This is a genomic window from Rhodanobacter hydrolyticus (genome assembly GCF_044904645.1).
The window spans coordinates 1933637-1952017 of the sequence record NZ_JADIKK010000008.1 but is presented as its reverse complement, the minus strand read 5'-3'; the positions used below and the strand labels follow the sequence as shown (position 1 = coordinate 1952017).

General features: G+C 66.5%; 17 protein-coding genes and 1 pseudogene. 11 read left to right on the top strand and 7 right to left on the bottom strand.

Features of this window, described 5'->3' with window-relative positions:
• Positions 1-306: 306 nt before the first annotated feature.
• Positions 307-3000, top strand: a complete 2694-nt coding sequence (aceE, locus tag ISP25_RS11445) for a pyruvate dehydrogenase (acetyl-transferring), homodimeric type (protein WP_192158546.1) — start codon at positions 307-309, stop codon at positions 2998-3000.
• A 121-nt stretch (positions 3001-3121) separates the two neighbouring features.
• On the opposite strand, the gene ISP25_RS11440 is transcribed toward aceE, so the two are convergent.
• From ISP25_RS11440 to ISP25_RS11420, 5 genes are all read right to left on the bottom strand, one after another.
• A complete protein-coding gene (locus tag ISP25_RS11440) occupies positions 3122-4732 on the bottom strand; it encodes an MFS transporter (protein WP_404613986.1) in 1611 nt (536 codons plus the stop codon).
• A 446-nt stretch (positions 4733-5178) separates the two neighbouring features.
• Positions 5179-5496 (bottom strand): hypothetical protein, encoded by a 318-nt coding sequence (locus ISP25_RS11435; RefSeq protein WP_192158550.1) that lies wholly within the window; start codon positions 5494-5496, stop codon positions 5179-5181.
• Between the two features lie 75 nt (positions 5497-5571).
• A complete protein-coding gene (locus tag ISP25_RS11430; RefSeq protein ID WP_404613984.1) occupies positions 5572-6135 on the bottom strand; it encodes a hypothetical protein in 564 nt (187 codons plus the stop codon).
• A gap of 71 nt (positions 6136-6206) precedes the next feature.
• Positions 6207-7829: an alpha/beta hydrolase-fold protein gene (locus tag ISP25_RS11425; protein ID WP_404613982.1), complete on the bottom strand. Its 1623-nt coding sequence runs from the start codon at positions 7827-7829 to the stop codon at positions 6207-6209.
• A 47-nt stretch (positions 7830-7876) separates the two neighbouring features.
• Positions 7877-9151: an MFS transporter gene (locus ISP25_RS11420; protein ID WP_404613980.1), complete on the bottom strand. Its 1275-nt coding sequence runs from the start codon at positions 9149-9151 to the stop codon at positions 7877-7879.
• Positions 9152-9297: 146 nt separating this feature from the next.
• Here ISP25_RS11420 and ISP25_RS11415 point away from each other — a divergent pair.
• Positions 9298-9558 (top strand): annotated as a pseudogene (locus ISP25_RS11415) (DUF3247 family protein); the annotation flags it as partial.
• Positions 9559-9615: 57 nt separating this feature from the next.
• Here the strand turns inward: ISP25_RS11415 and ISP25_RS11410 are convergent.
• Positions 9616-11424 (bottom strand): FAD-binding oxidoreductase, encoded by a 1809-nt coding sequence (locus tag ISP25_RS11410; RefSeq protein ID WP_404613978.1) that lies wholly within the window; start codon positions 11422-11424, stop codon positions 9616-9618.
• A 157-nt stretch (positions 11425-11581) separates the two neighbouring features.
• Here ISP25_RS11410 and ISP25_RS11405 point away from each other — a divergent pair, with 157 nt between their 5' ends.
• From ISP25_RS11405 to ISP25_RS11395, 3 genes are all read left to right on the top strand, one after another.
• On the top strand, positions 11582-12460 hold the full coding sequence (locus ISP25_RS11405) for a LytTR family DNA-binding domain-containing protein (RefSeq protein ID WP_404613976.1): 879 nt from the start codon (positions 11582-11584) through the stop codon (positions 12458-12460).
• 62 nt (positions 12461-12522) lie between these two features.
• Positions 12523-13263 (top strand): hypothetical protein, encoded by a 741-nt coding sequence (locus tag ISP25_RS11400; protein ID WP_404613974.1) that lies wholly within the window; start codon positions 12523-12525, stop codon positions 13261-13263.
• 62 nt (positions 13264-13325) lie between these two features.
• The gene (locus ISP25_RS11395) at positions 13326-13778 is read left to right on the top strand and encodes a DUF6491 family protein (protein ID WP_404613972.1); all 453 of its coding nucleotides are present in this window, start codon (positions 13326-13328) and stop codon (positions 13776-13778) included.
• Positions 13779-13785: 7 nt separating this feature from the next.
• Here ISP25_RS11395 and ISP25_RS11390 read toward each other — a convergent pair whose 3' ends face one another.
• The gene (locus tag ISP25_RS11390) at positions 13786-14199 is read right to left on the bottom strand and encodes a universal stress protein (protein ID WP_192158566.1); all 414 of its coding nucleotides are present in this window, start codon (positions 14197-14199) and stop codon (positions 13786-13788) included.
• A 186-nt stretch (positions 14200-14385) separates the two neighbouring features.
• On the opposite strand from ISP25_RS11390, the gene ISP25_RS11385 reads away from it, so the two are divergent.
• The 6 genes from ISP25_RS11385 (at position 14386) to ISP25_RS11360 (ending at position 18376) form a co-directional block, all read left to right on the top strand.
• Positions 14386-14844: a hypothetical protein gene (locus ISP25_RS11385; protein ID WP_404613970.1), complete on the top strand. Its 459-nt coding sequence runs from the start codon at positions 14386-14388 to the stop codon at positions 14842-14844.
• A 96-nt stretch (positions 14845-14940) separates the two neighbouring features.
• Entirely contained in the window at positions 14941-15483 is a 543-nt protein-coding gene (locus ISP25_RS11380; RefSeq protein WP_404613969.1) for a redoxin domain-containing protein, read from the top strand.
• 62 nt (positions 15484-15545) lie between these two features.
• A complete protein-coding gene (locus ISP25_RS11375; protein ID WP_404613967.1) occupies positions 15546-16028 on the top strand; it encodes a hypothetical protein in 483 nt (160 codons plus the stop codon).
• A gap of 595 nt (positions 16029-16623) precedes the next feature.
• The gene (locus ISP25_RS11370; protein ID WP_404613965.1) at positions 16624-17376 is read left to right on the top strand and encodes a DUF2884 family protein; all 753 of its coding nucleotides are present in this window, start codon (positions 16624-16626) and stop codon (positions 17374-17376) included.
• A gap of 103 nt (positions 17377-17479) precedes the next feature.
• Positions 17480-17923, top strand: a complete 444-nt coding sequence (locus ISP25_RS11365) for a PA2169 family four-helix-bundle protein (protein ID WP_404613963.1) — start codon at positions 17480-17482, stop codon at positions 17921-17923.
• Positions 17924-18052: 129 nt separating this feature from the next.
• Complete coding sequence (locus ISP25_RS11360) at positions 18053-18376, top strand: DUF2845 domain-containing protein (protein ID WP_192158578.1); 324 nt, start codon at positions 18053-18055, stop codon at positions 18374-18376.
• Positions 18377-18381 lie beyond the last annotated feature (5 nt).

Below are 18381 nucleotides of genomic sequence, written 5' to 3'. Positions count from 1 at the left end.
GTCTCCAGCGCATCCTCCTCGCGCTGGCCCATTTCTGGCTCGTTCCGCGCCCGTAGCCCCCGGCCTTCGCGCCAGCGCTCGACGCTCGGCCATGCGCGAGCTTGAGTCAGGCAAGCAGCAAGGCTTCGCCCCGAGGGGAGAGGGAGAGAGCCAGCCGCCATGCGCCACCGCATGGCCCACATAGACGGACGTCCAACTGGCAGCGGCCAGCCGCGAAAGCTAAACTCGGGTGTCGGCCTGCCGCTTCCCCTCGGTGGCCGCTTTCCTTTCAGGCATTGCGCCGTCCGGCGCCGCGGAGAATCCCCCATGGATCAACTCGACGACATCCTCAACCAGGATCTCGATCCCACCGAAACCCGCGAGTGGATCGACTCGCTCAACGCGGTCATCAACCACGACGGCACCGAGCGCGCGCACTTCCTGCTTGAGCAGATGGTCGATTCGACGCGTCGTGCCGGCGGCTACCTGCCGTTCGATCCCACCACCGCCTACGTCAACACCATCGCGCCCGCCAACGAGGCGAAGATGCCGGGCGACGCGGCGATGGAATGGCGCATCCGCACGCTGATCCGCTGGAACGCGATGGCGATGGTGGTGCGCGCCAATCGCAAACCGGGCGAACTGGGCGGCCACATCGCCAGCTTCGCTTCCTCCGCCACGCTGTACGACGTGGGCTTCAACCATTTCTGGCGGGCACCCAGCGCCGACCATCCGGGCGATCTGGTGTTCCATCAGGGCCATTCCAGCCCCGGCATCTACGCGCGTTCGTTCCTTGAAGGGCGCGTCGGCGAAGAGCAGCTCGACCTGTTCCGCATGGAAGTGGCGGGCAAGGGCCGCGGCCTGTCCTCCTACCCGCACCCTTGGCTGATGCCGGATTACTGGCAGGTGCCCACGGTGTCGATGGGCCTGGGCCCGATCCAGGCGATCTACCAGGCGCAGTTCTGGAAGTACCTCGAGCACCGCGGCCTGATTCCGAAGAGCGACCGCAAGATCTGGTGCTTCATGGGCGACGGCGAAACCGACGAGCCGGAATCCCTCGGCGCCATCTCGCTGGCCGGCCGCGAAGGCCTGGACAACCTCGTCTTCGTGATCAACTGCAACCTGCAGCGCCTCGACGGTCCGGTGCGCGGCAACGGCAAGATCATCCAGGAACTGGAAGGCGTGTTCCGCGGCGCCGGCTGGAACGCCATCAAGGTGATCTGGGGCAGCTACTGGGATCCACTTCTCGCGCGCGACAAGAACGGCGTGCTGCGCAAGCTGATGATGGAAACCATCGACGGCGAGTACCAGGCCTGCAAGGCCTTCGGCGGCGCCTATACGCGCGAGCACTTTTTCAACAAGTACCCCGAAACCCGTGAGATGGTGACCAACCTGTCGGACGACGACATCTGGCGCCTCAACCGCGGCGGCCACGATCCGCACAAGGTGTACGCCGCCTATCACCAGGCCGTGAACACCAAGGGCATGCCCACGGTGATCCTGGCCAAGACCGTGAAGGGCTACGGCATGGGCGCGGCCGGCGAATCGCAGAACCCCACGCACCAGCAGAAGAAGCTGGACGCCGAAGCCGTGCGCCACTTCCGCGACCGCTTCAACATCCCGGTCGCCGACGACAAGCTGGGCGACGTGCCTTACTTCCACCCGGGCAAGAACTCGCCGGAAGTGGAATACATGATGGAGCGCCGCCGTGCGCTGGGCGGCTTCCTGCCGCAGCGCCGCCGCCATGCCGACGCCAAGCTCAAGGCGCCGGAACTCTCGGCGTTCGAGCAGATCACCAAGGGCACCGGCGAGCGCGAGATCTCGACCACCATGGCGCTGGTGCGCGGCATGAACCTGCTGCTGCGCGACAAGCAGATCGGCGAGCGCATCGTGCCCATCGTCGCCGACGAAGCGCGCACCTTCGGCATGGAAGGCATGTTCCGCCAGATCGGCATCTACGCGCCGTTCGGCCAGAAGTACCGCCCGCAGGACGCCGACCAACTGCTGTACTACCGCGAAGACCAGAAGGGCCAGGTGCTGCAGGAAGGCATCTCCGAGGCCGGCGGCATGGCGGCGTGGATGGCTGCGGCCACCAGCTACAGCATCAGCAACCAGGCAATGCTGCCGTTCTTCATCTACTACTCGATGTTCGGCTTCCAGCGCATCGGCGACCTGGCCTGGGCGGCCGGCGACATGCGCGCGCGCGGCTTCCTGATCGGCGGCACCGCGGGTCGCACCACGCTCAACGGCGAAGGCCTGCAGCACGAGGACGGCTCCTCGCATCTGATGGCCGGTGCGATCCCCAACGTGAAGTCGTACGACCCCACGTTCTCATATGAAGTGGCGGTGATCCTGCAGGACGGTACCCGCCGCATGGTGCAGGAGCAGGAAGACGTCTACTACTACATCACCGTGATGAACGAGAACTACAGCCACCCCGACCTGCCGCAAGGCGTCGAGGAGGACATCATCAAGGGCATGTATCTGTTCAAGGACGCCGGCAAGCCGAAGAAGGGCGAGCCGCGCGTGCAGCTGCTCGGCTCGGGCACCATCTTGCGCGAAGTCATTGCCGCTGCCGAGCTGCTGGAAAAGGACTTCGGCGTCAGCGCCGACATCTGGTCCTGCCCAAGCTTTGTCGAGCTGCGCCGCGACGGTTTCGACGCCGAACGCTGGAACCGCCTGCATCCGGAAGCCGAGCAGCGCGTGCCGCACATCACCGGGCTGTTGCAGGGTCGCCAGGGTCCGGCCGTCGCCGCCACCGACTACGTGCGCGAATACGCCGACCAGATCCGCGCCTTCATCCCCGATGGCATGCGTTACACCGTGCTCGGCACCGACGGCTTCGGCCGCTCGGACACGCGCGAGCACCTGCGCGGCTTCTTCGAGGTGGACCGCTACTGGATCGCCCACGCCGCGCTGGCCGCGCTGGCGAAGGACGGCAAGGTCAACGCCAAGGACGTCGCCCGTGCCATCCGCGAGTACAAGCTCGATCCGGAGAAGCCCAACCCGCTTACCGTCTGAGTCGGTTGCCGCAAACAGAAAGCCCGCCGGAAGGCGGGCTTTCTCTTGGAAGGCATGGCCATCCATCGCCAGTCGCTTGATTCCGGCGATCGTGGGCGACCTCCAAAGGATTTGTGCGCGCTCACTCCGACAGCGTGCGCTGTATCGCCTCCAGTGCATGCCCGCGCGTCTCCACGCCGTGGCGTGCCAGTTGCCAGCCGGCCATGGCCATCGGCAATGCGATCAGCAGCGCCGACAGCGCGAAGTGCGCAAACAGCCCCAGCACGCCCAGCGCCGCGCCGAGGATGCCGCCGAACTTGGAGCTGGCGGCGATCAGGCCCGAACCGCTGCCGCGCAGGTGCACCGGATAGATCTCCGCCGCGTACGGGATCATCGTGGCGATCACCCCGCCGCTGCTCACCAGCAACCCCGCCGTAGCGGCGACCATGGCGCCATCGGCGCTCGCTCCGACGAAGGCGAGGGTGCAGAACGTGGCCAGCGATGCCGCGGTCAGCGCGATGAACAGCACCAGGGTACGGAAGCTGCTCCAGCGCTGGTACAGCCACACCACGGCCGCCGTGCCCGGCACCGCCAGCAGCGCCGAGCGTGCGAGCAGGAAGCTGGCGGCATGGGCGTCCATGCCGAGCTTGGCCAGATTGGCCGGCAGCCACAGCAGGAAGCCGAAGTTCACCAGCCCCCAGGCCAGGCCACAGGTGCACAACCCCAGCGTGAGCCTTGCATGCCGGCCGCGCAGCAACTGGCGCAGGTCGGCGGCCGGATGCGCGCTTTCCAGGATCGGCGGATCGCTGTCCACGCCAGTGGGATCTTCGCGCAGCGCCGCGGGCGAACCGGCGAAGCGTGCGAGCACGGCGCGCGCTTGCGCATGCAGTCCGGCATCGGCGAGGAAGCGCGGCGACTCCGGGATATAGCGGTTGATGAACACGATCAACGCACCGGTCGGCAGGTTCAGCAGCCATAGCGCGCGCCAGCTGAAGGTCGGTTCCAGGGCGGTGGCCGCGCCCGAGGCGGCGAGATAGCCGGCTGAAGTGCCCAGGCCGCCAAGCGCCACCAGCAACCAGCCGCGATGGGCTGCGGGTACGGTCTCGGCCATCAGGGTGAAGGCGATCGGCAGCATGCCGCCAGCCGCTGCGCCCATCATGAAGCACATCGCCAGATTCCAGCCGAACGCCGGCATCGTGCCGCAGATCGCCGTACCCATGAACAACAGCGCCGAGAGCAGGATCGCCGCGCGTCGGCCGAACAGGTCGGCCATGCGGCCCCACACCAGCGAGCCGAGTGCCGTGCCGGTGAGCGCCGACAGCGCCAGCCAGCCTGCGGTCGTCATGTCGATGCCGTACTCAGTCGTCACGCCCGGCATCACGAAGGCCAGCGAGGCCGGCTTCATCACGTCGATCGCCAATGCCACCGCCAACGCAGCGGCCAGCGCCCAGTGCGCGCGGTTCAGCGGTACGCTGTCGGCGATATGCAGGTGCGGCCGGCGGCCGTGGTCGCGCCGGCTGTGACGCAATTGCGCCAGCCGCGGCATCAGCCCGTACCCGGCCAACAGCACGCCACCGGGGATCAGCACCATGCCGATCATCATGCCGGTGTCCATCGGCATGCCGGCAAGGTGGTAGTGCATCGGCGCGGCCATCAGGAACATCGGCAGGTGCAGCACCACGCCGGTCGCCACGGCGATGCAACCCAACCAGAACGCGAGCGGATGGTGGAAGCGGAGATCTTGCGTGGACATGGTGGGACCGATGGGCGGCAACGACGGCCAAGCATAAGGCTTGCGAGCACCGCAAGGTCTCCATCGGGCGACTGCCCTGGCCGCGGCATGCCTGCGCACGATTGCGTTCGGTCAGAGGGGCCGCCATGCCGGTATTGCGCATCGGCTCGGCATGACGCAAGCCTGTCTGGAGCCGCTGCGAGCCCATGCCCGATGCGCATGGGTGCATTCAAGAAGGGCCTGCAGTCGAGACCGGCTGGACGAGTCGGCTCGTTTGCCGTCTCGTCCAGCGCAAACTCAGTGCGGCGCAGGCGGAACGGATGCGCGGCTATCGCGCCACGTGTGCACTATCGGGTCCGATTTCGAGATGGCCGGAAGCCTATCGGTCCGTGGATCGACTAAAACGTGCTGCGCCTTGCATCGAGGTGCTTTTCACCATCCGGCGTATGGAGTGCGGCGCAACGGGTTCACTCCTCGTCGCTGCTGCGCAAAGCCCGGCGCAGCAGCAGGAAGGCACCGATGGCGCCGGCCACGATCGTGGCGGTGGCGACCGGGTGACGGTTAACCTGGCGCTTCAGCCGGCGGTAGCGATAGTTCGTTTCGTCGACGAAGTCCTCGGCGGCGCGCGCCAGCCGGCGCTGATAGCCCTCGCCATCAAAACGCCCCGCCGCGCGCCTACCGCGGGCGATCCAGTCACGGGCGGTGGCGTTGGCGTCGTCGGCGCAATGGCGGGCGCGGTCGCCGAGTTCATCCATGCTTCGTTCGATGTTGCGGCGTGTGCTCATGGCGGACTCCTGCGGATAACGCCTTCACGCTGCCAGCGCTGTTGTGAGCAGTGCGTAAAGGCTGCGTGGCTGCGTTCAGGACGAAGCCACCCACGGACGGAATTCGTCACGCACCCGTGCGCTGTGCAGGCGACGGATGATCCAGCCGAACAGCACGCAGAAACCAAGTGCCATCAGCGTGCTGAACAGCTGGATGGCGCGCATGAATCCATGCATGACCGCGCCTGCATCCGCAGGCATGCCGGGTGCGTGCACAAAGGTGTCCATCGATCCCATGAACCACCATTGCCATGCCAATCCGAGCAGGTGGTAAGCGATGGCGAAGCCCATCAGGCCCATGAACATGCGTCGTGCCCACTCGTGCCGGCGCAACAGGCCGATGGCGGCGATCAGGGTGAGGCTGGAGACCAGCAGGAAGGCGCGGAAGAACCAGGCCATATGCCCGAACATCCACTGCATCGGAACCGGCATCCCCTGCGGCAGCGGCGGCATGGGCTGCGCCTGCATCGCCGGCAGGAACAACCACTGCAACATCAGGTTCTGCAGCGCGGCGATCAGCGTGGCGAAGCCGGCCATGCCGATGAACACCCACGCCAATACGGTGACGAAGGTGGAACGCAGCGGCGGTGGTACAGACATGCGCGACTCTCCGTGGTGGGCATGACGGGCGCGCGGGTTTGTGCGCACCGGGCAACAGCGTAGTCTTGCTCTCAGTATCGCCAGCTCTTGAGGTCCGCGTCCGCGGGCGCGTGGCTGTCGATGTAGTGGGTGATGTCTTCGATCAGCTCCTTGCCGCGCGGTCCCCAGCAATGCGGCGCCATCGGCTGATAGGTGATGCTGCCGCCGAAGGCGGGATCGCGCGCACTGTGCAGGAAGGCGTCCATTTCGCGCACGCCCATGTTGAGGTTGTAGGTGTCCATGTCGCCGACATAGATGTGCAGCTTGTCGGCCAGCTTCGGCCCCAGCTCGGGCCAGTGCGTCTGCAGCAGGTAGCGCAGGTCGAAGTGCTGCTTCCAATACTCCGCCACCGCGTGGTCGATGTCGCCGCTGCGCTTGTTCCACAAGCGCTGCGGATAGCCGTCCGCGCCCACCGGGCCGAAGGCGGACTCCCAGATGTCCCATTGGCCGCCGGAGCGGTCGTGGTCGCCCACCGCCAGCTCGTACCAGTTCTCGTCCTTCATCATCGCCTTGATGTTGCCGTCCGGCTGGCGCATGTCCACGCGCTCGACCTTCACCCAGCCCTTGTCGATCCAGTAGGCGTTGGCGTCGTCGTAGATGTTCACCACCTGGTGGTAGCGGAAATCCAGCGCGTCCGGACACGAGGCGAACGCGCCCCCGTAGAACGCCGGATGGAACACGGTCTGCGCCACCGTGATCCAGCCGCCGGTGGAGCCGCCTTCGAGGATGCGTGCCCAGGGTTGCTCGATGGTGCGGAAGCGCCGCGCGATCTCCGGCAGCAGTTCCTGGTGGATGGCATCGTCGTAGGGGCCTTCGTTGGCCGAGTTCACCGCGTAGGAGTCGTCGTAGTAGGGCGAGGGATGCTGCAGGCTCACCATGATGTAGCGCGGTGTGCCGTCGGCCAGCCAGTAGTCGCGGAAGCCGCTCTTGGGGCGGTCGAAGCCGCCCGGCGCCGCGGTGGAGAAGTGGCCCTGTTCGTAGATCACCGGATAGCGCATGCCGGGATGCTTGTCGTAATCCTTCGGCAGCAGCACGGTCGCACCCAGGTAGATCGGGTGGCCCCACCAGGCGCTGAGCAGCTTGCTCTGGATGCGGAAGCGCTTGACCTGGGGCGTGTCCTTGGGGAACGGGATCGGCGCGATCACCTGGTCGGCGATCAGATGCAAGGGCGTCGGCGCGGCCGGGTCGTAATGCACCTTCACCGGCTTGCCGTAGAGATTGCCGGGCGAGTGCTTCCAGTCCTGGCCTTCCCACTGGTCCATGTGCAGCCATACGGTGTGGCCGTCGGCACGCTTGAACTCGGTGTAGACGTTGACGAAGGGCTGCATCCAGTAGTCGCCGGCGGGCAGCTGGCGCAGGCTGGCCAGCGGCGCGCCGAAATCGCTGGCATCGATCGCCACGACCTGGCCCGGCGTCAGCGCAGCCACGTCATGGCCGAACAGCGGCACGCCGGTGACGTCGGCTTCCTCGATCGGCGGCTTGTCCGCGTCGCGGCTGATTGCCACATAGACGCGGCCGGTTACCGGCTGCGCATGTGCCTGCGCGGTGAAACTGACCAGGATGCGCGGGCCGTCGTCGGTCGCACGCGCGGCGGGTGCGAGGACGGACAGGACGAGGGCGGCGCCGGCGGCGCGGAGGATGGCGAGTGTGTTCATCCGCCGATCCTAGCCGCCTGCGACGGCGGCGCCCACTGCCGCAGGACCTACACCGATTCGGTGGTACCCAGCGCCTCGTTGGCAGGTTCTTCCAGATGCAGGCTCTGGCGCCGGCGCAGGCCGGGGAACATCGCCATCCACAGGCCGACCACCACCAGCGTGCCCAGGCCGCCGACCACCGCGGAGCCCACCGCGCCCAGCCAGGCGGCGAGCATGCCCGATTCGAATTCGCCGAGCTGGTTGGAAGTGTTGATGAAGATGGAGTTCACCGCATTGACCCGGCCGCGCATTGCGTCAGGTGTGTCCAGCTGTACCAGCGAGCCGCGGATCACCATGCTCACCATGTCGAATGCGCCCAGCGCGAACAGCGCGGCCAGCGACAGCCACAGCGTGCCGGAGATCGCGAACACCAGGGTGGCCACGCCGAAGCCCGCCACTGCGGCGAACATGGTCATGCCCACGCGTCGCTGCAGGTCGTGCTTCGCCAGCCACAGCGACATCAGCAGCGCACCCACTGCAGGTGCCGCGCGCAGCAAGCCCAGTCCCCACGGTCCGGTATGCAGGATGTCGCGCGCGAAGATCGGCAACAACGAAGTGACGCCGCCCAGCAGCACGGCGAACAGGTCCAGCGAGATCACGCCCAGCACGTCCTTGCGCTCGCGGATGAAGTGCACACCCGCGAACAGCGTCTTCAGCGTGGCTGGCTCGCGCTTCGGTGGCGCCTGCTCGTAGCGCAGCATGGCCATCATGCTGGCGGCGACCAGGTACAGCGCGGCGGCACTCAGGTAGACCACACCGGGACCCGCAACGTAGAGCAGGCCGCCCACCGCAGGCCCGAGGATCATCGCCATCTGGAACGCCGAGCCGCTCACTGCCACCGCACGTGGCAGGATCGCCGGGGGCACCAGCGCCGGCAGCAGGGATTGCATCGACGGCGACTCGAAGGCCTTGGCTACCCCGATCACGAATACCAGCAGCAGGATGCCTGCTTCGTGGACGCGGCCCAGCAGGGTCAGCACGGCCAGCAGCACGATGGCCGTCCACTCCACGATCTGTCCGATCAGCACCACACGTCGCCGTTCGAACTGGTCGGCCACGTGCCCGGCCGGCAGCGCCAGCAACACCGAGGGGAAGAACTGCACCAGGCCGATGAGGCCGAGATCGAAGGCGCGCCCGGTGATCGCATAGATCTGCCAGCCCACCGCCACCGACAGCATCTGGAAACCGAAGCCGGAGGCGATGCGTGCGCACCAGAACTGCACGAAGGCACGATGACGCAGCGGGGAATCCGCGGCAGCGGAAGGGAGTGTGGGGTTCGACATGGAAATCCTTGGGGTGCGCGCATTGTAGCCGCGCCGCCTGCGCCGGCAGCCGGCGCGGCTTGACGTCGCCATGCCGCGGATTTGATCCGGGCTTTCCCCGCACGCGGCTACCGTGGGAGCGGCCTTCCCCGAGGAGATATGTACCGATGGGCAGGTTCGCCAGGCATGTCTATTCCGATCCGGCCGCCGTAGCGGCACTTCAAGCGATAGCGAGCAAGCTTTCCGCCAATGGGCACGTGCGCCTGACGCTGAAAGACGGCGGCATCTGCGAAGGCGTGATCGCGGAACGTGCCAGCGCGCAGGTCTATTTCGACCCTGCCGAGCAACGCCAGGGCATCGACAGCGGGCTGCGGTTGGAGCGGCCCGACGAACCCGATTGGCACCGCAGGATATGGCTGGACGAGATCGCCAGCGTGGAGCATCTCGACTCCACGCTGGACAGCGAAAACCGAGCGGGTTGCGTGCTACGTCCGCAACCGGGTGAAACCATCCGGGCTCCAGTCCTCGCTGCCGACGCCGTGGTGCACGAAGAACAGGCCGTCCGGGTCGTACTTGCGCTTCGCCGCGGCGAGGCGCGGATAGTTGCTGCCCCAGAAGCCCTGCTGCCAGTCGTGCAGGAAGTAGTCGCTTTCCGAGACGTAGGAGCCCGCATCCGGCGCTACGGCGCGCAACGCGGCCATCGTATGTTCGATGGCTGTGGCATCGCGCCGCGCCCTGGCCAGGTCGGGCTTCCCGCCCGGCATGCCGGGAAAGGCGGGATCGCCGCCATTGGCACTGATCGCGAGGGCGAAGGCGTCAAGCACCTGTGGATGCGTGGCGGTGTCGCGGGCGCGGGCGATCACGTCCGCCGGTGCGCCAGCCAGGCCCTTGTTGAGATGCAGTGAGACGCCGAAGTGCCGCGCAGCCTCGAACAAAGCATCTACCAACGGCGTCTGCCGTCCCGGTTGCAGTAGCGAAGCAGGCAGCCACGCGGACTGGTAGCCATAGATAAACCAGCCCGCCTGGTCGCGGTCGCCGGCCCACGCGAAGTGGTGGCGGGGCGCATCCGGCCGGTCGTCCGGCACGATGGCGTTCGGTAGGTGCTTGCGCAGGAATTCGGCATCCCAGAGATGCCGGGCCGGTGCCGCCAGCGCCTCGAATGGCTTGGTGACGCGGCAATCCCTGCGGGCCTGTACCCAGGCCAGGAAGGGTGCCCAGGTCTGTTCTGCCTGCTGCTTGGTGAGGTCTTGGAACATCATGGAAACTTCGAAGGTGTCGCCACCGTAGAATTTCAGCTGCTCGCCCCAGTGCGGATTGAACAGCGCGCGTTGATAGAAGCTCACCGCCTCGGCGATCAAGGCGCGGTAAGCCGCGTCCGAGCTGGCTTTGATGGTGAGGTTGACCGCGCCGAAGAACTCGGGCAGCTCGAAGGTGCGCAAGGTCAGTCGCGTGACGACGCCAAGGCTGCCGCCGCCGCCGCCCTTGAGACCCCAGAACAGTTCCGGGTTCGTGCGGGCATTGGCGATGCGCACCTCGCCGTCGGCGGTGACGACTTCCGCTTCCAGCAGGTTGGACGCCGCGGTGCCCCAGCGCTTCGACAGGCTGCCGAAGCCGCCACTCTGCACCAGCCCGGCCACGCCCACCGTGGTGCAGCCGCCGCCCTGTACGTAACGGCCACCACGGGTGGTCACGGCGCTGTAGGCGTCGATCCACATGGCGCCCGCCTGCACGCTCACCGCCGCCTGCGGTGCCACGAAGCCGGCGCAGCCTTGCGGCACGAAGGCATCGTGCAGGCTCACCTGGTTCATGTGGCGCGTCCACACCAGCAACGAATCCGGTGCGTCCGAGGTGCCCTGGTAGCTGTGGCCGCCGCCTTTTACCACCAGCCGTAGGTGGTGCCGGCGCGCGAAGTCGACGGCGGCGACCACGTCGGCCGCGCTTTCCGCCGCCACTGCGTAGGCGCTGGGTTGGGAGGTCCATGCGTTGGCCCAGCCACTGGTCTGGGTCAGTGCCGGGTTGTCGCCCACCGCGAAGGGGTTGTCCAGTTGCTTGAGTGTCTGCGACGCCTCGCCATGGGCGAATGGTGGCTCCAGCTTCAGCAACCGGCCACCGACCTGCCGTTTCAGTTGCTCCCATTCCGTGGCCGTGGGCCAGCCTGGCTGGCCCGGACGTACCCGCGAGCGCAAGGTGGTTGCGAGCGCACCGACGCCGCGCGCCAGGCTCGTGCCGCTGCGCATAAGCAAGGGCAGCAGCGGAAGGGTGGCGGCAGCCTTCAACAAGTCGCGCCTTTTCATCGTATCGCTCCGGACGGGATGGACAGCGGCCAGCATGGGACTGTACCGCCGCCAATCCCAGCGAGTGGTGACAGATCGTGGGCGGCCAGGGACGAACCGACTTCGACGCGGGACGGGGCGCATGGGGATTCCCGCGCGGCCACGTAGAATCGCCGGGATGAACGAGCAGGCGGATGTCGGATACAGGGATTTCCAGCGTTGGCACACCTCGGTCGAGGTGGCCTTCTGGGTGGCGCTGTTCGCTCTCAATACGGTGTTCAACTGCATCGTTGCGCAGATCGACGATGCCCGCACGGCAGCCTGGGAGCCATGGGTGAGGGAATCGAGCAGCGCGCTGCTGGTCCTGCTGCTGATTCCCTTCGTCAAGGCGGCGGAGCGGCGCTGGCCATTCCGCTTCGATACGTGGCGCCACAGCCTGCCGTGGCATCTGCTGGCCAGCGTGGCGTTCAGCCTGGTGCACGTGGCCGGCATGGTCGGGCTGCGCAAGCTGGCTTACGGAATGGCCGGCCACCACTACCGTTTCGGCGCGTGGTGGCCGAACTTCGGCTACGAGTATCTGAAGGACATCCGCAGCTATTTCACCATCGTCGCGCTGATCTGCCTGTCGCGGCTGTGGTTGCTGCGCCAGCAAGGCGAGGCGAAGCTGCTGGCCGAACCGGATGATGGGCCGCCGGTGGAGCCGGTCGAGCGGCCGGTACGTTTCCTGGTGCGCAAGCTGGGCAAGGAGTTCCTGCTCAACGCCAGCGAGATCGAGTGGCTGCAGGCCGCGGGCAACTACGTGAACCTGCACGTGCGCGGGCGCGACTATCCGTTGCGCAGCACCATGGCCGGCATCGAGGCGCGGCTGGACCCGGCGCGTTTCCTGCGCGTGCATCGCGGCTACTTCGTCAACCTCGACTACCTTGCCGAGATCGAGCCGTTGGAAAGCGGCGATGCGCGCCTGCGCCTGCGCGACGGCACGGCAGTTCCGTGCAGCCGCCGTTATCGCGCGGCCCTGCGCGAACGCTATGGCGGGCAGCCCGCCATGGGCGAATGAGCTTGCGTCGCGGCTCGGGATCGTTCCAAGCTAACCGCTGGTTCCGCTCCGGATGTTCGCCGATGCTCCCTGCGCCGTTTCGCTCCCGCTACGCACTCGCCGCCCTTGCCGGCACCTTGATCCTCGCGGGTTGTTCGCAGGGCGCGCCCGCGCCCGCGCCGGACGCCGCGCAACAGCAAGCGCAGGCGCAAGCCGACGAGGCGTCGCGCAACCTCGACACCTATCGCCAGTTGTTGCGCATACACAACGACCAGATGGCGGTGTCGATGGGCGAGGACATCGTGCAGCGCTTCCCCGGCAGTGCGGCGGCGAAGGAAGTGCAACAGACCCTGCCCGACATCGAGAAGCGCTGGAAGGAGAACAGCGAAAAGGCGCGCCTCGCTGCGCTGTGGCAATACCAGGTGGCGCCGATGGAAGGCGGCACCCAGTCCACCGCGGCTATCTACGAGAGCCAGCCCGCCGACGTGCGCGTGCGGCTGGTGCTGCGCCGGCACACCAGTTGGGGCCAGAGTGCCTTCCTGTACAGCGACGCCCACGGATTCGTCTGCAAGGGCGATTGCACCATCGCCGCGAAGTTCGACGACAAGCCGCACCCGATCAAGGCCTTTGCGCCGCCCACGGGTGAGCCGGCGCTGATGATCCGCGACGACAAGGGTTTCATCGCCCTGCTGGAGAAGTCGAAAAAGATCAGCCTGCCCGTCACCATGCAGGACGGCGAGAAGAAGGTGGAGCTGGTCTACGAGGTGGGCGGCTTCGTGTCCGGTCAGTGGCAGGCGCTGCCGAAGAAGGGAAGCAAGAAATAGCGTTGGTGCACCGGCTTGCCATTCGTGCGTTCCAATGCGCATCGAAGAAAGGAGACGCAGCCATGTTCCGCACAGCCTCGTGGGTGGTCGTTGCGTTGGCGATGGCAATGAGCGCCTGCTCCAGCGCGCCGTATGCGCAGCGGGTGGCCCAACGCCAAGCCGCCTACGCGGCCGCCGCCGGTGCGCCGGTGCGCAGCTTTCATTTCTACGAGCTGTACTCGTGGGAGCCGTTGAGCGACGGCCAGTTGGCCGTCTATACGCAGGCCAACCGTGCGTGGCTGCTGGACGTGGGCACGTGCCCGAACCTGGAATTCGCGAACGCCATCGGGCTCACTTCCTTCGCCAACGAAGTGTCGATGAACTTCGACAAGGTGCTTACCGGTCGCGGCTATCCGCCGTGTTTCATCACGAAGATTCGTCCGGTCGACGTCGCCAGGCTGAAGCTGGAGCAGCAGGCGCAGCGCAAGATCGACGCGGAGTCGCGGGAACAGGACTCCGTGCCCGCCGGCCGTTGAAGCCGGTTCAGCGCACCACCGTCACAGGCACGTGCGCACCTGCCAGCACGTTGTCGGAAACCGAGCCGACCAGCCAGCGCGCAAGCGCGCCGCGTTCGGTGTGACCGATCACGATATGGTCGATGTCGTGCTGGGCGACCTGACTGAGCAATACGTCGCCGGGACTGCCATGGGTGAGTTCGATGTCGACGAGACGAGCGGTGTCGGGATCGAGCGCGACCAGCTCGTCGTTGAGCTCTTGCGCACGCTGGGTGCCGCTGTCGGTCATCATCAGGGCGCAAGTATCGCCGCCTTCAGCCACCTGCAGCACCGACACCACGCGCACCCGGCCGCCGCCGCAGCGCGCGAGTTCCATCGCGAACGCGAAGGCGCGCCGGGCGGCATCCGAGCCGTCGTAACCGACCAGCGAATACTTGGGCATGCCTACTCCCGTCGCGGCGAAGCCGTGTCAGGCGCAGTGTGGATCCCGTTGTGTTAGCGAAACATCAAGATGAACGAAAGCGCGCGAGGCTCACGCCCCCATCACGATGCTGCGGTGACGCTGGATCACGCGTTCCCGCCAAAGGTTTGGCCGGGCGCAACAAGCTCGCAAACTGAGGAGACGACAATGAGCAAGCGTACTCTCGCCTTGGCCGCCGCCCTGTTGCTGGGTACGGGCACTTTGGCAATCGTGCCGGCCATGCCAGCCCATGCTGCAGAGGCGAACCTGAAATGCCACCTCGATTTCAGCCTGTCGGGTTGGTCGGCCATCTACAAGCACGCCGAAGGCAGCGGTACCGTGCGCTGCGACAACGGCCAGCAGGCGGCGGTGAAAATCGCGATCGTGGGCGGTGGCCTCACCGCCGGTAAATACCGCATCGACCATGGCACCGGAGACATCACGCATGTGCGCGACCTCGACGATGTATTTGGCGGGTACGTGCAGGCCGGTGCCGAGGCCGGCGTGGTGAAGAGCGGCACCGTGCAGGTGTTGACCAAGGGCACTACTTCGCTGGCGCTGGCCGGCCATGGCGAAGGCATCAACCTTGGCGTGTCCGTGGGACGGTTCACCATCAGCCGTCCCTGAGCGATCAGGTCAACCGCACAAGCGAAGGGCGCCGCATGGCGCCCTTCGCTTGTGCAGCGGCGTACACTGGGGAGTGCCATTCCACGGAGTACCGCGATGCGCCGCCTTTCAGTGTTGTTCGCCTTGACTTTGCTGTGCGGCCTGCTCGCCGCTCCCGCGTTTGCCGACGATGCGTTGCCGCAGGCCGGTACCGCCGCGCCGGCCTTCCGCCTGCAGGACCAGAACGGCCATTGGCGCAGCCCTGACGATTACCACGGCCATTGGCTGGTGCTGTATTTCTATCCTAAGGATTTCACGCCCGGCTGCACTACCGAGGTCTGCACTTTCCGCGACGACGTCGCCAAACTGCGGCAGGCGGGTGCGTCGGTGGTGGGCGTGAGCCTGGACGATGTGAAGTCGCATGCGGATTTTGCCGCCAAGTACCACGTGCCGTTCCCGCTGCTCGCCGACTCGGATCGCAAGACGGCCTCCGAATATGGCGTGCTCGGCAGCATGGTGGGCATGCACTACGCCAAGCGCACCACCTTCCTGATCGACCCGCAGGGCAAGATCGCGAAGGTTTACGTCAATGTGGATCCCAAGGCGAATTCCAGCCAGGTGCTGGCCGATCTCGCCGGCCTGCAGAAGGCAACGCCCTGATGGCGGTGACGGTACGGGCCGAGGCAGGTCTAGCTCCGCGAAGCTTCGCATTTTGGCGTGTCATGGTCTGGCTGGTGTTGCTGCTGGCAGCGTTTGGCTGCGTGGTGAATCTTGGCCACGCCCAGTTGCTGTGGGCGCAGCGGGCGAATCTGTCGCCTGCGGACAGTCTCGCGATGCACCGCATGCTCGCCTGGGACATCGGCTATTTCGTGGCTGCCTTCGTGCTGATCGTGCTGTGTGCCGGTTGCATCCTGCGCCAGGGTTGGGCGCGAATACCGCTGCGCGCGGCTTGCGGCGCGCTGGTGCTGTGGGCGCTGGCCAGCGGCGGCATGATGCTGGCGCAGTGGCCGCAGTTCGAGCACTCGAGTGCCGACGCGCTGGCCCAGTTCGGCCACGATGCCCTCCTTCGCCAGGCCGTGGTGCATGCGCGGCGCGTCTACCGCATGACGCTGGTGTTGAAGGCTGCTGCGATCCCCGTGCTGCTGTGGCTGACGTGGCAATTGGGCCTGCCGGTAGTGCGCGGACAGTTCCGCCGTCGCCGTTGAGCAAGGGCAACTGGTTGGAGCGGATGCATTGCTGAATGGACCGGGCTCCGTGTATGGCGCTTATGGCCTGTTCAATATCTCCAATCCAGCCGTCCCCAACCAGAGGCTTTGCGTTGTCCTAAGGAACGAGGCGTTTTCGTTTCCCTGCCGACGCCCAAGTCACCTCCCTTGGCTGACCCGCGCCACCGCAGGAGCAGCGGCACGACGAGGCCGACCCGATGGGCGCAGAACGGGCTGCCCGAGTCAAAGGGAGGTAGTCCAGAGAAGTAGACGGCCTGGTTCAACCCGCCGGGACTACCAGCAGGCCGTATCGAGGGTTTGGGAGCAACTCCCGCCTATGGATGGACACGGCAGCTACTCCGCGTCGTATCCGGAAACCGAGGGTGTCCAACTTGGCCATGCCAGCGGCCGTTGCCTGTTCGGGCCATAGGGAGATGGTGGACAGGCCCTCGCAGCCCTGCGGGGGTTGGCATCCGTGCGCTGCATGGAAGGCGCCCCATTTGCAGGGTATTTCCGTGGCGGCGTTGCCTATGTTCAGCAGGGGTTGCTCCGGCGGAAGGTATCGCTGCGCCATCGTGTTCTTGGAATTTCCCCGATGCGCCTTCCACGCCTGACGTCTTTTCTGCTGCCGTTGTTCGTCGCGTTGCCGCTGCACGCACAGGATCTGGCTACCACCTGCCGTGCCACCAGCAGCTACGACGTGACGCTGCAGCCGGACAGCCTGCTGTTCGATCGCCCTTCGCCAGCACCCGTGCGGGTGGAGTTGAGCCAGGGTAACTTGCGTGTGGATGGCGTGGCGGTGAGGTTGGATGCGGAGGACCAGGACCGCCTCGCCTTGTTCGAGCGAGATCTGCGTGCGCTGGCGCCCCGTGTGCGTGCGGTGGCCCAGCGGGGTGTGGATATCGCGGTGCGGGGGCTGCATGAGGAGGCGGCGGGTATGGGTTTGGACGCCGATACGCGCGTACAGCTCGACCAGCGGCTGGCGGCGGACGCGGCCAGCCTGAAGCAGCGCATCGCGACCAGCAACAGCACCAAGGACTGGCAGGGCGATGCAATGAACCAGTTCGTCACCCGGATCCAAGGCGATCTGCTGCCGTTGGTCGCGGGGGATCTTGGCCAGCAGGCACTGAACGCGGCGATGAACGGCGACCTGCAGGGCGCCGCCGACCTGCGCGATCGCGCCGCGAACCTCGCGACGCAGCTGGAACCGCGCATGCGCCAGCGGATGCAGGCGTTGCGTCCGCAGATCGCCGCCTTGTGCCCGGCGATCCAGCAGTTGTCGGCATTGCAGCAGGGTGTGCGCGACGACCATGGTCGTGTGCTGAACCTGTTGCAGATTGGTGAGTGAGGGTTGGCGGAGGAGAGAATTGGTGGGCGCGGATTAATCTCCCGCTAAGTGCCTATGCACGAGGATGGCGTCATCTCTCCCAGCGCCGATATCGGGGGCGACCATGACAACCATCCTCGCAGGCACTATCTGCAATCCACTGATCCGCCGTGGCATCGATTTGTGCCGCCTGTATCGTCGTGCTGCCTCGGCCGTGAACGAGCCTGGCCTGCGCGCGGTACTGGAGGAGGACGCGCAGACGCTTGCTGCCGTCATCGCCGACGTGCAGCACGAAGTGGAGCAGGCCGGCGGTGAGCCGCGCACACGTGGCAGTTGGCGCGCTGCGTTGCGTTGGCGGTTGTTCGAAACGATGGCGCATGCCGGCACGCGGCGCGACAGCACCTGGATCCGTGAACTGGCGCAAGACGAAGCGGCGTTGTTACGCGCCTTCGAACGAGCGATTGCCGGCCTGCCGGAGGCATTTGCCAAGGGCTTGCGTCGGCAGCTGCCACGCCTGCGCGGAATTCACCTGGACATGCACGAACTGGCCAGCCACGCACGATCCTGACGGCAGGCAGCTACGCGGATGCGGGCGCCGCACCCACCCGATCCTCGGCGTGCATCTGTGTCGTTCGCCGATGCGTGCGGGCTAGTTTGCCTGACCGGGCGCGATGCGCCCCCGCACGAGGCGCGTGTCATGCATCGCAATCTGTTCGCCGGCTTGCTGGTGTGCCTGCTGTTCGTTGGCGCAGACAGAGTTGTCGCCACCGACAGCTTGCGCGTGGGCAGTCATGTTCTGGTGGTGGGCGACAGCGCAGCCACCGTGACCGCGCTGCTTGGCAAGCCTTCGCACAAGTCGCACGCCAAGGGACAGGACAAGGGACGCCACGGCAAACGTGCACGCCCGCTTGCCGGCAAGGCGGTTTCGGGCGAGCAATGGCAGTACCGCCACGACGGCAGGGTGATCGTGGTCACCCTGGTCGACGGCCGCGTCAGCGATATCGACGAACGCAGCCGCTGAGTTGC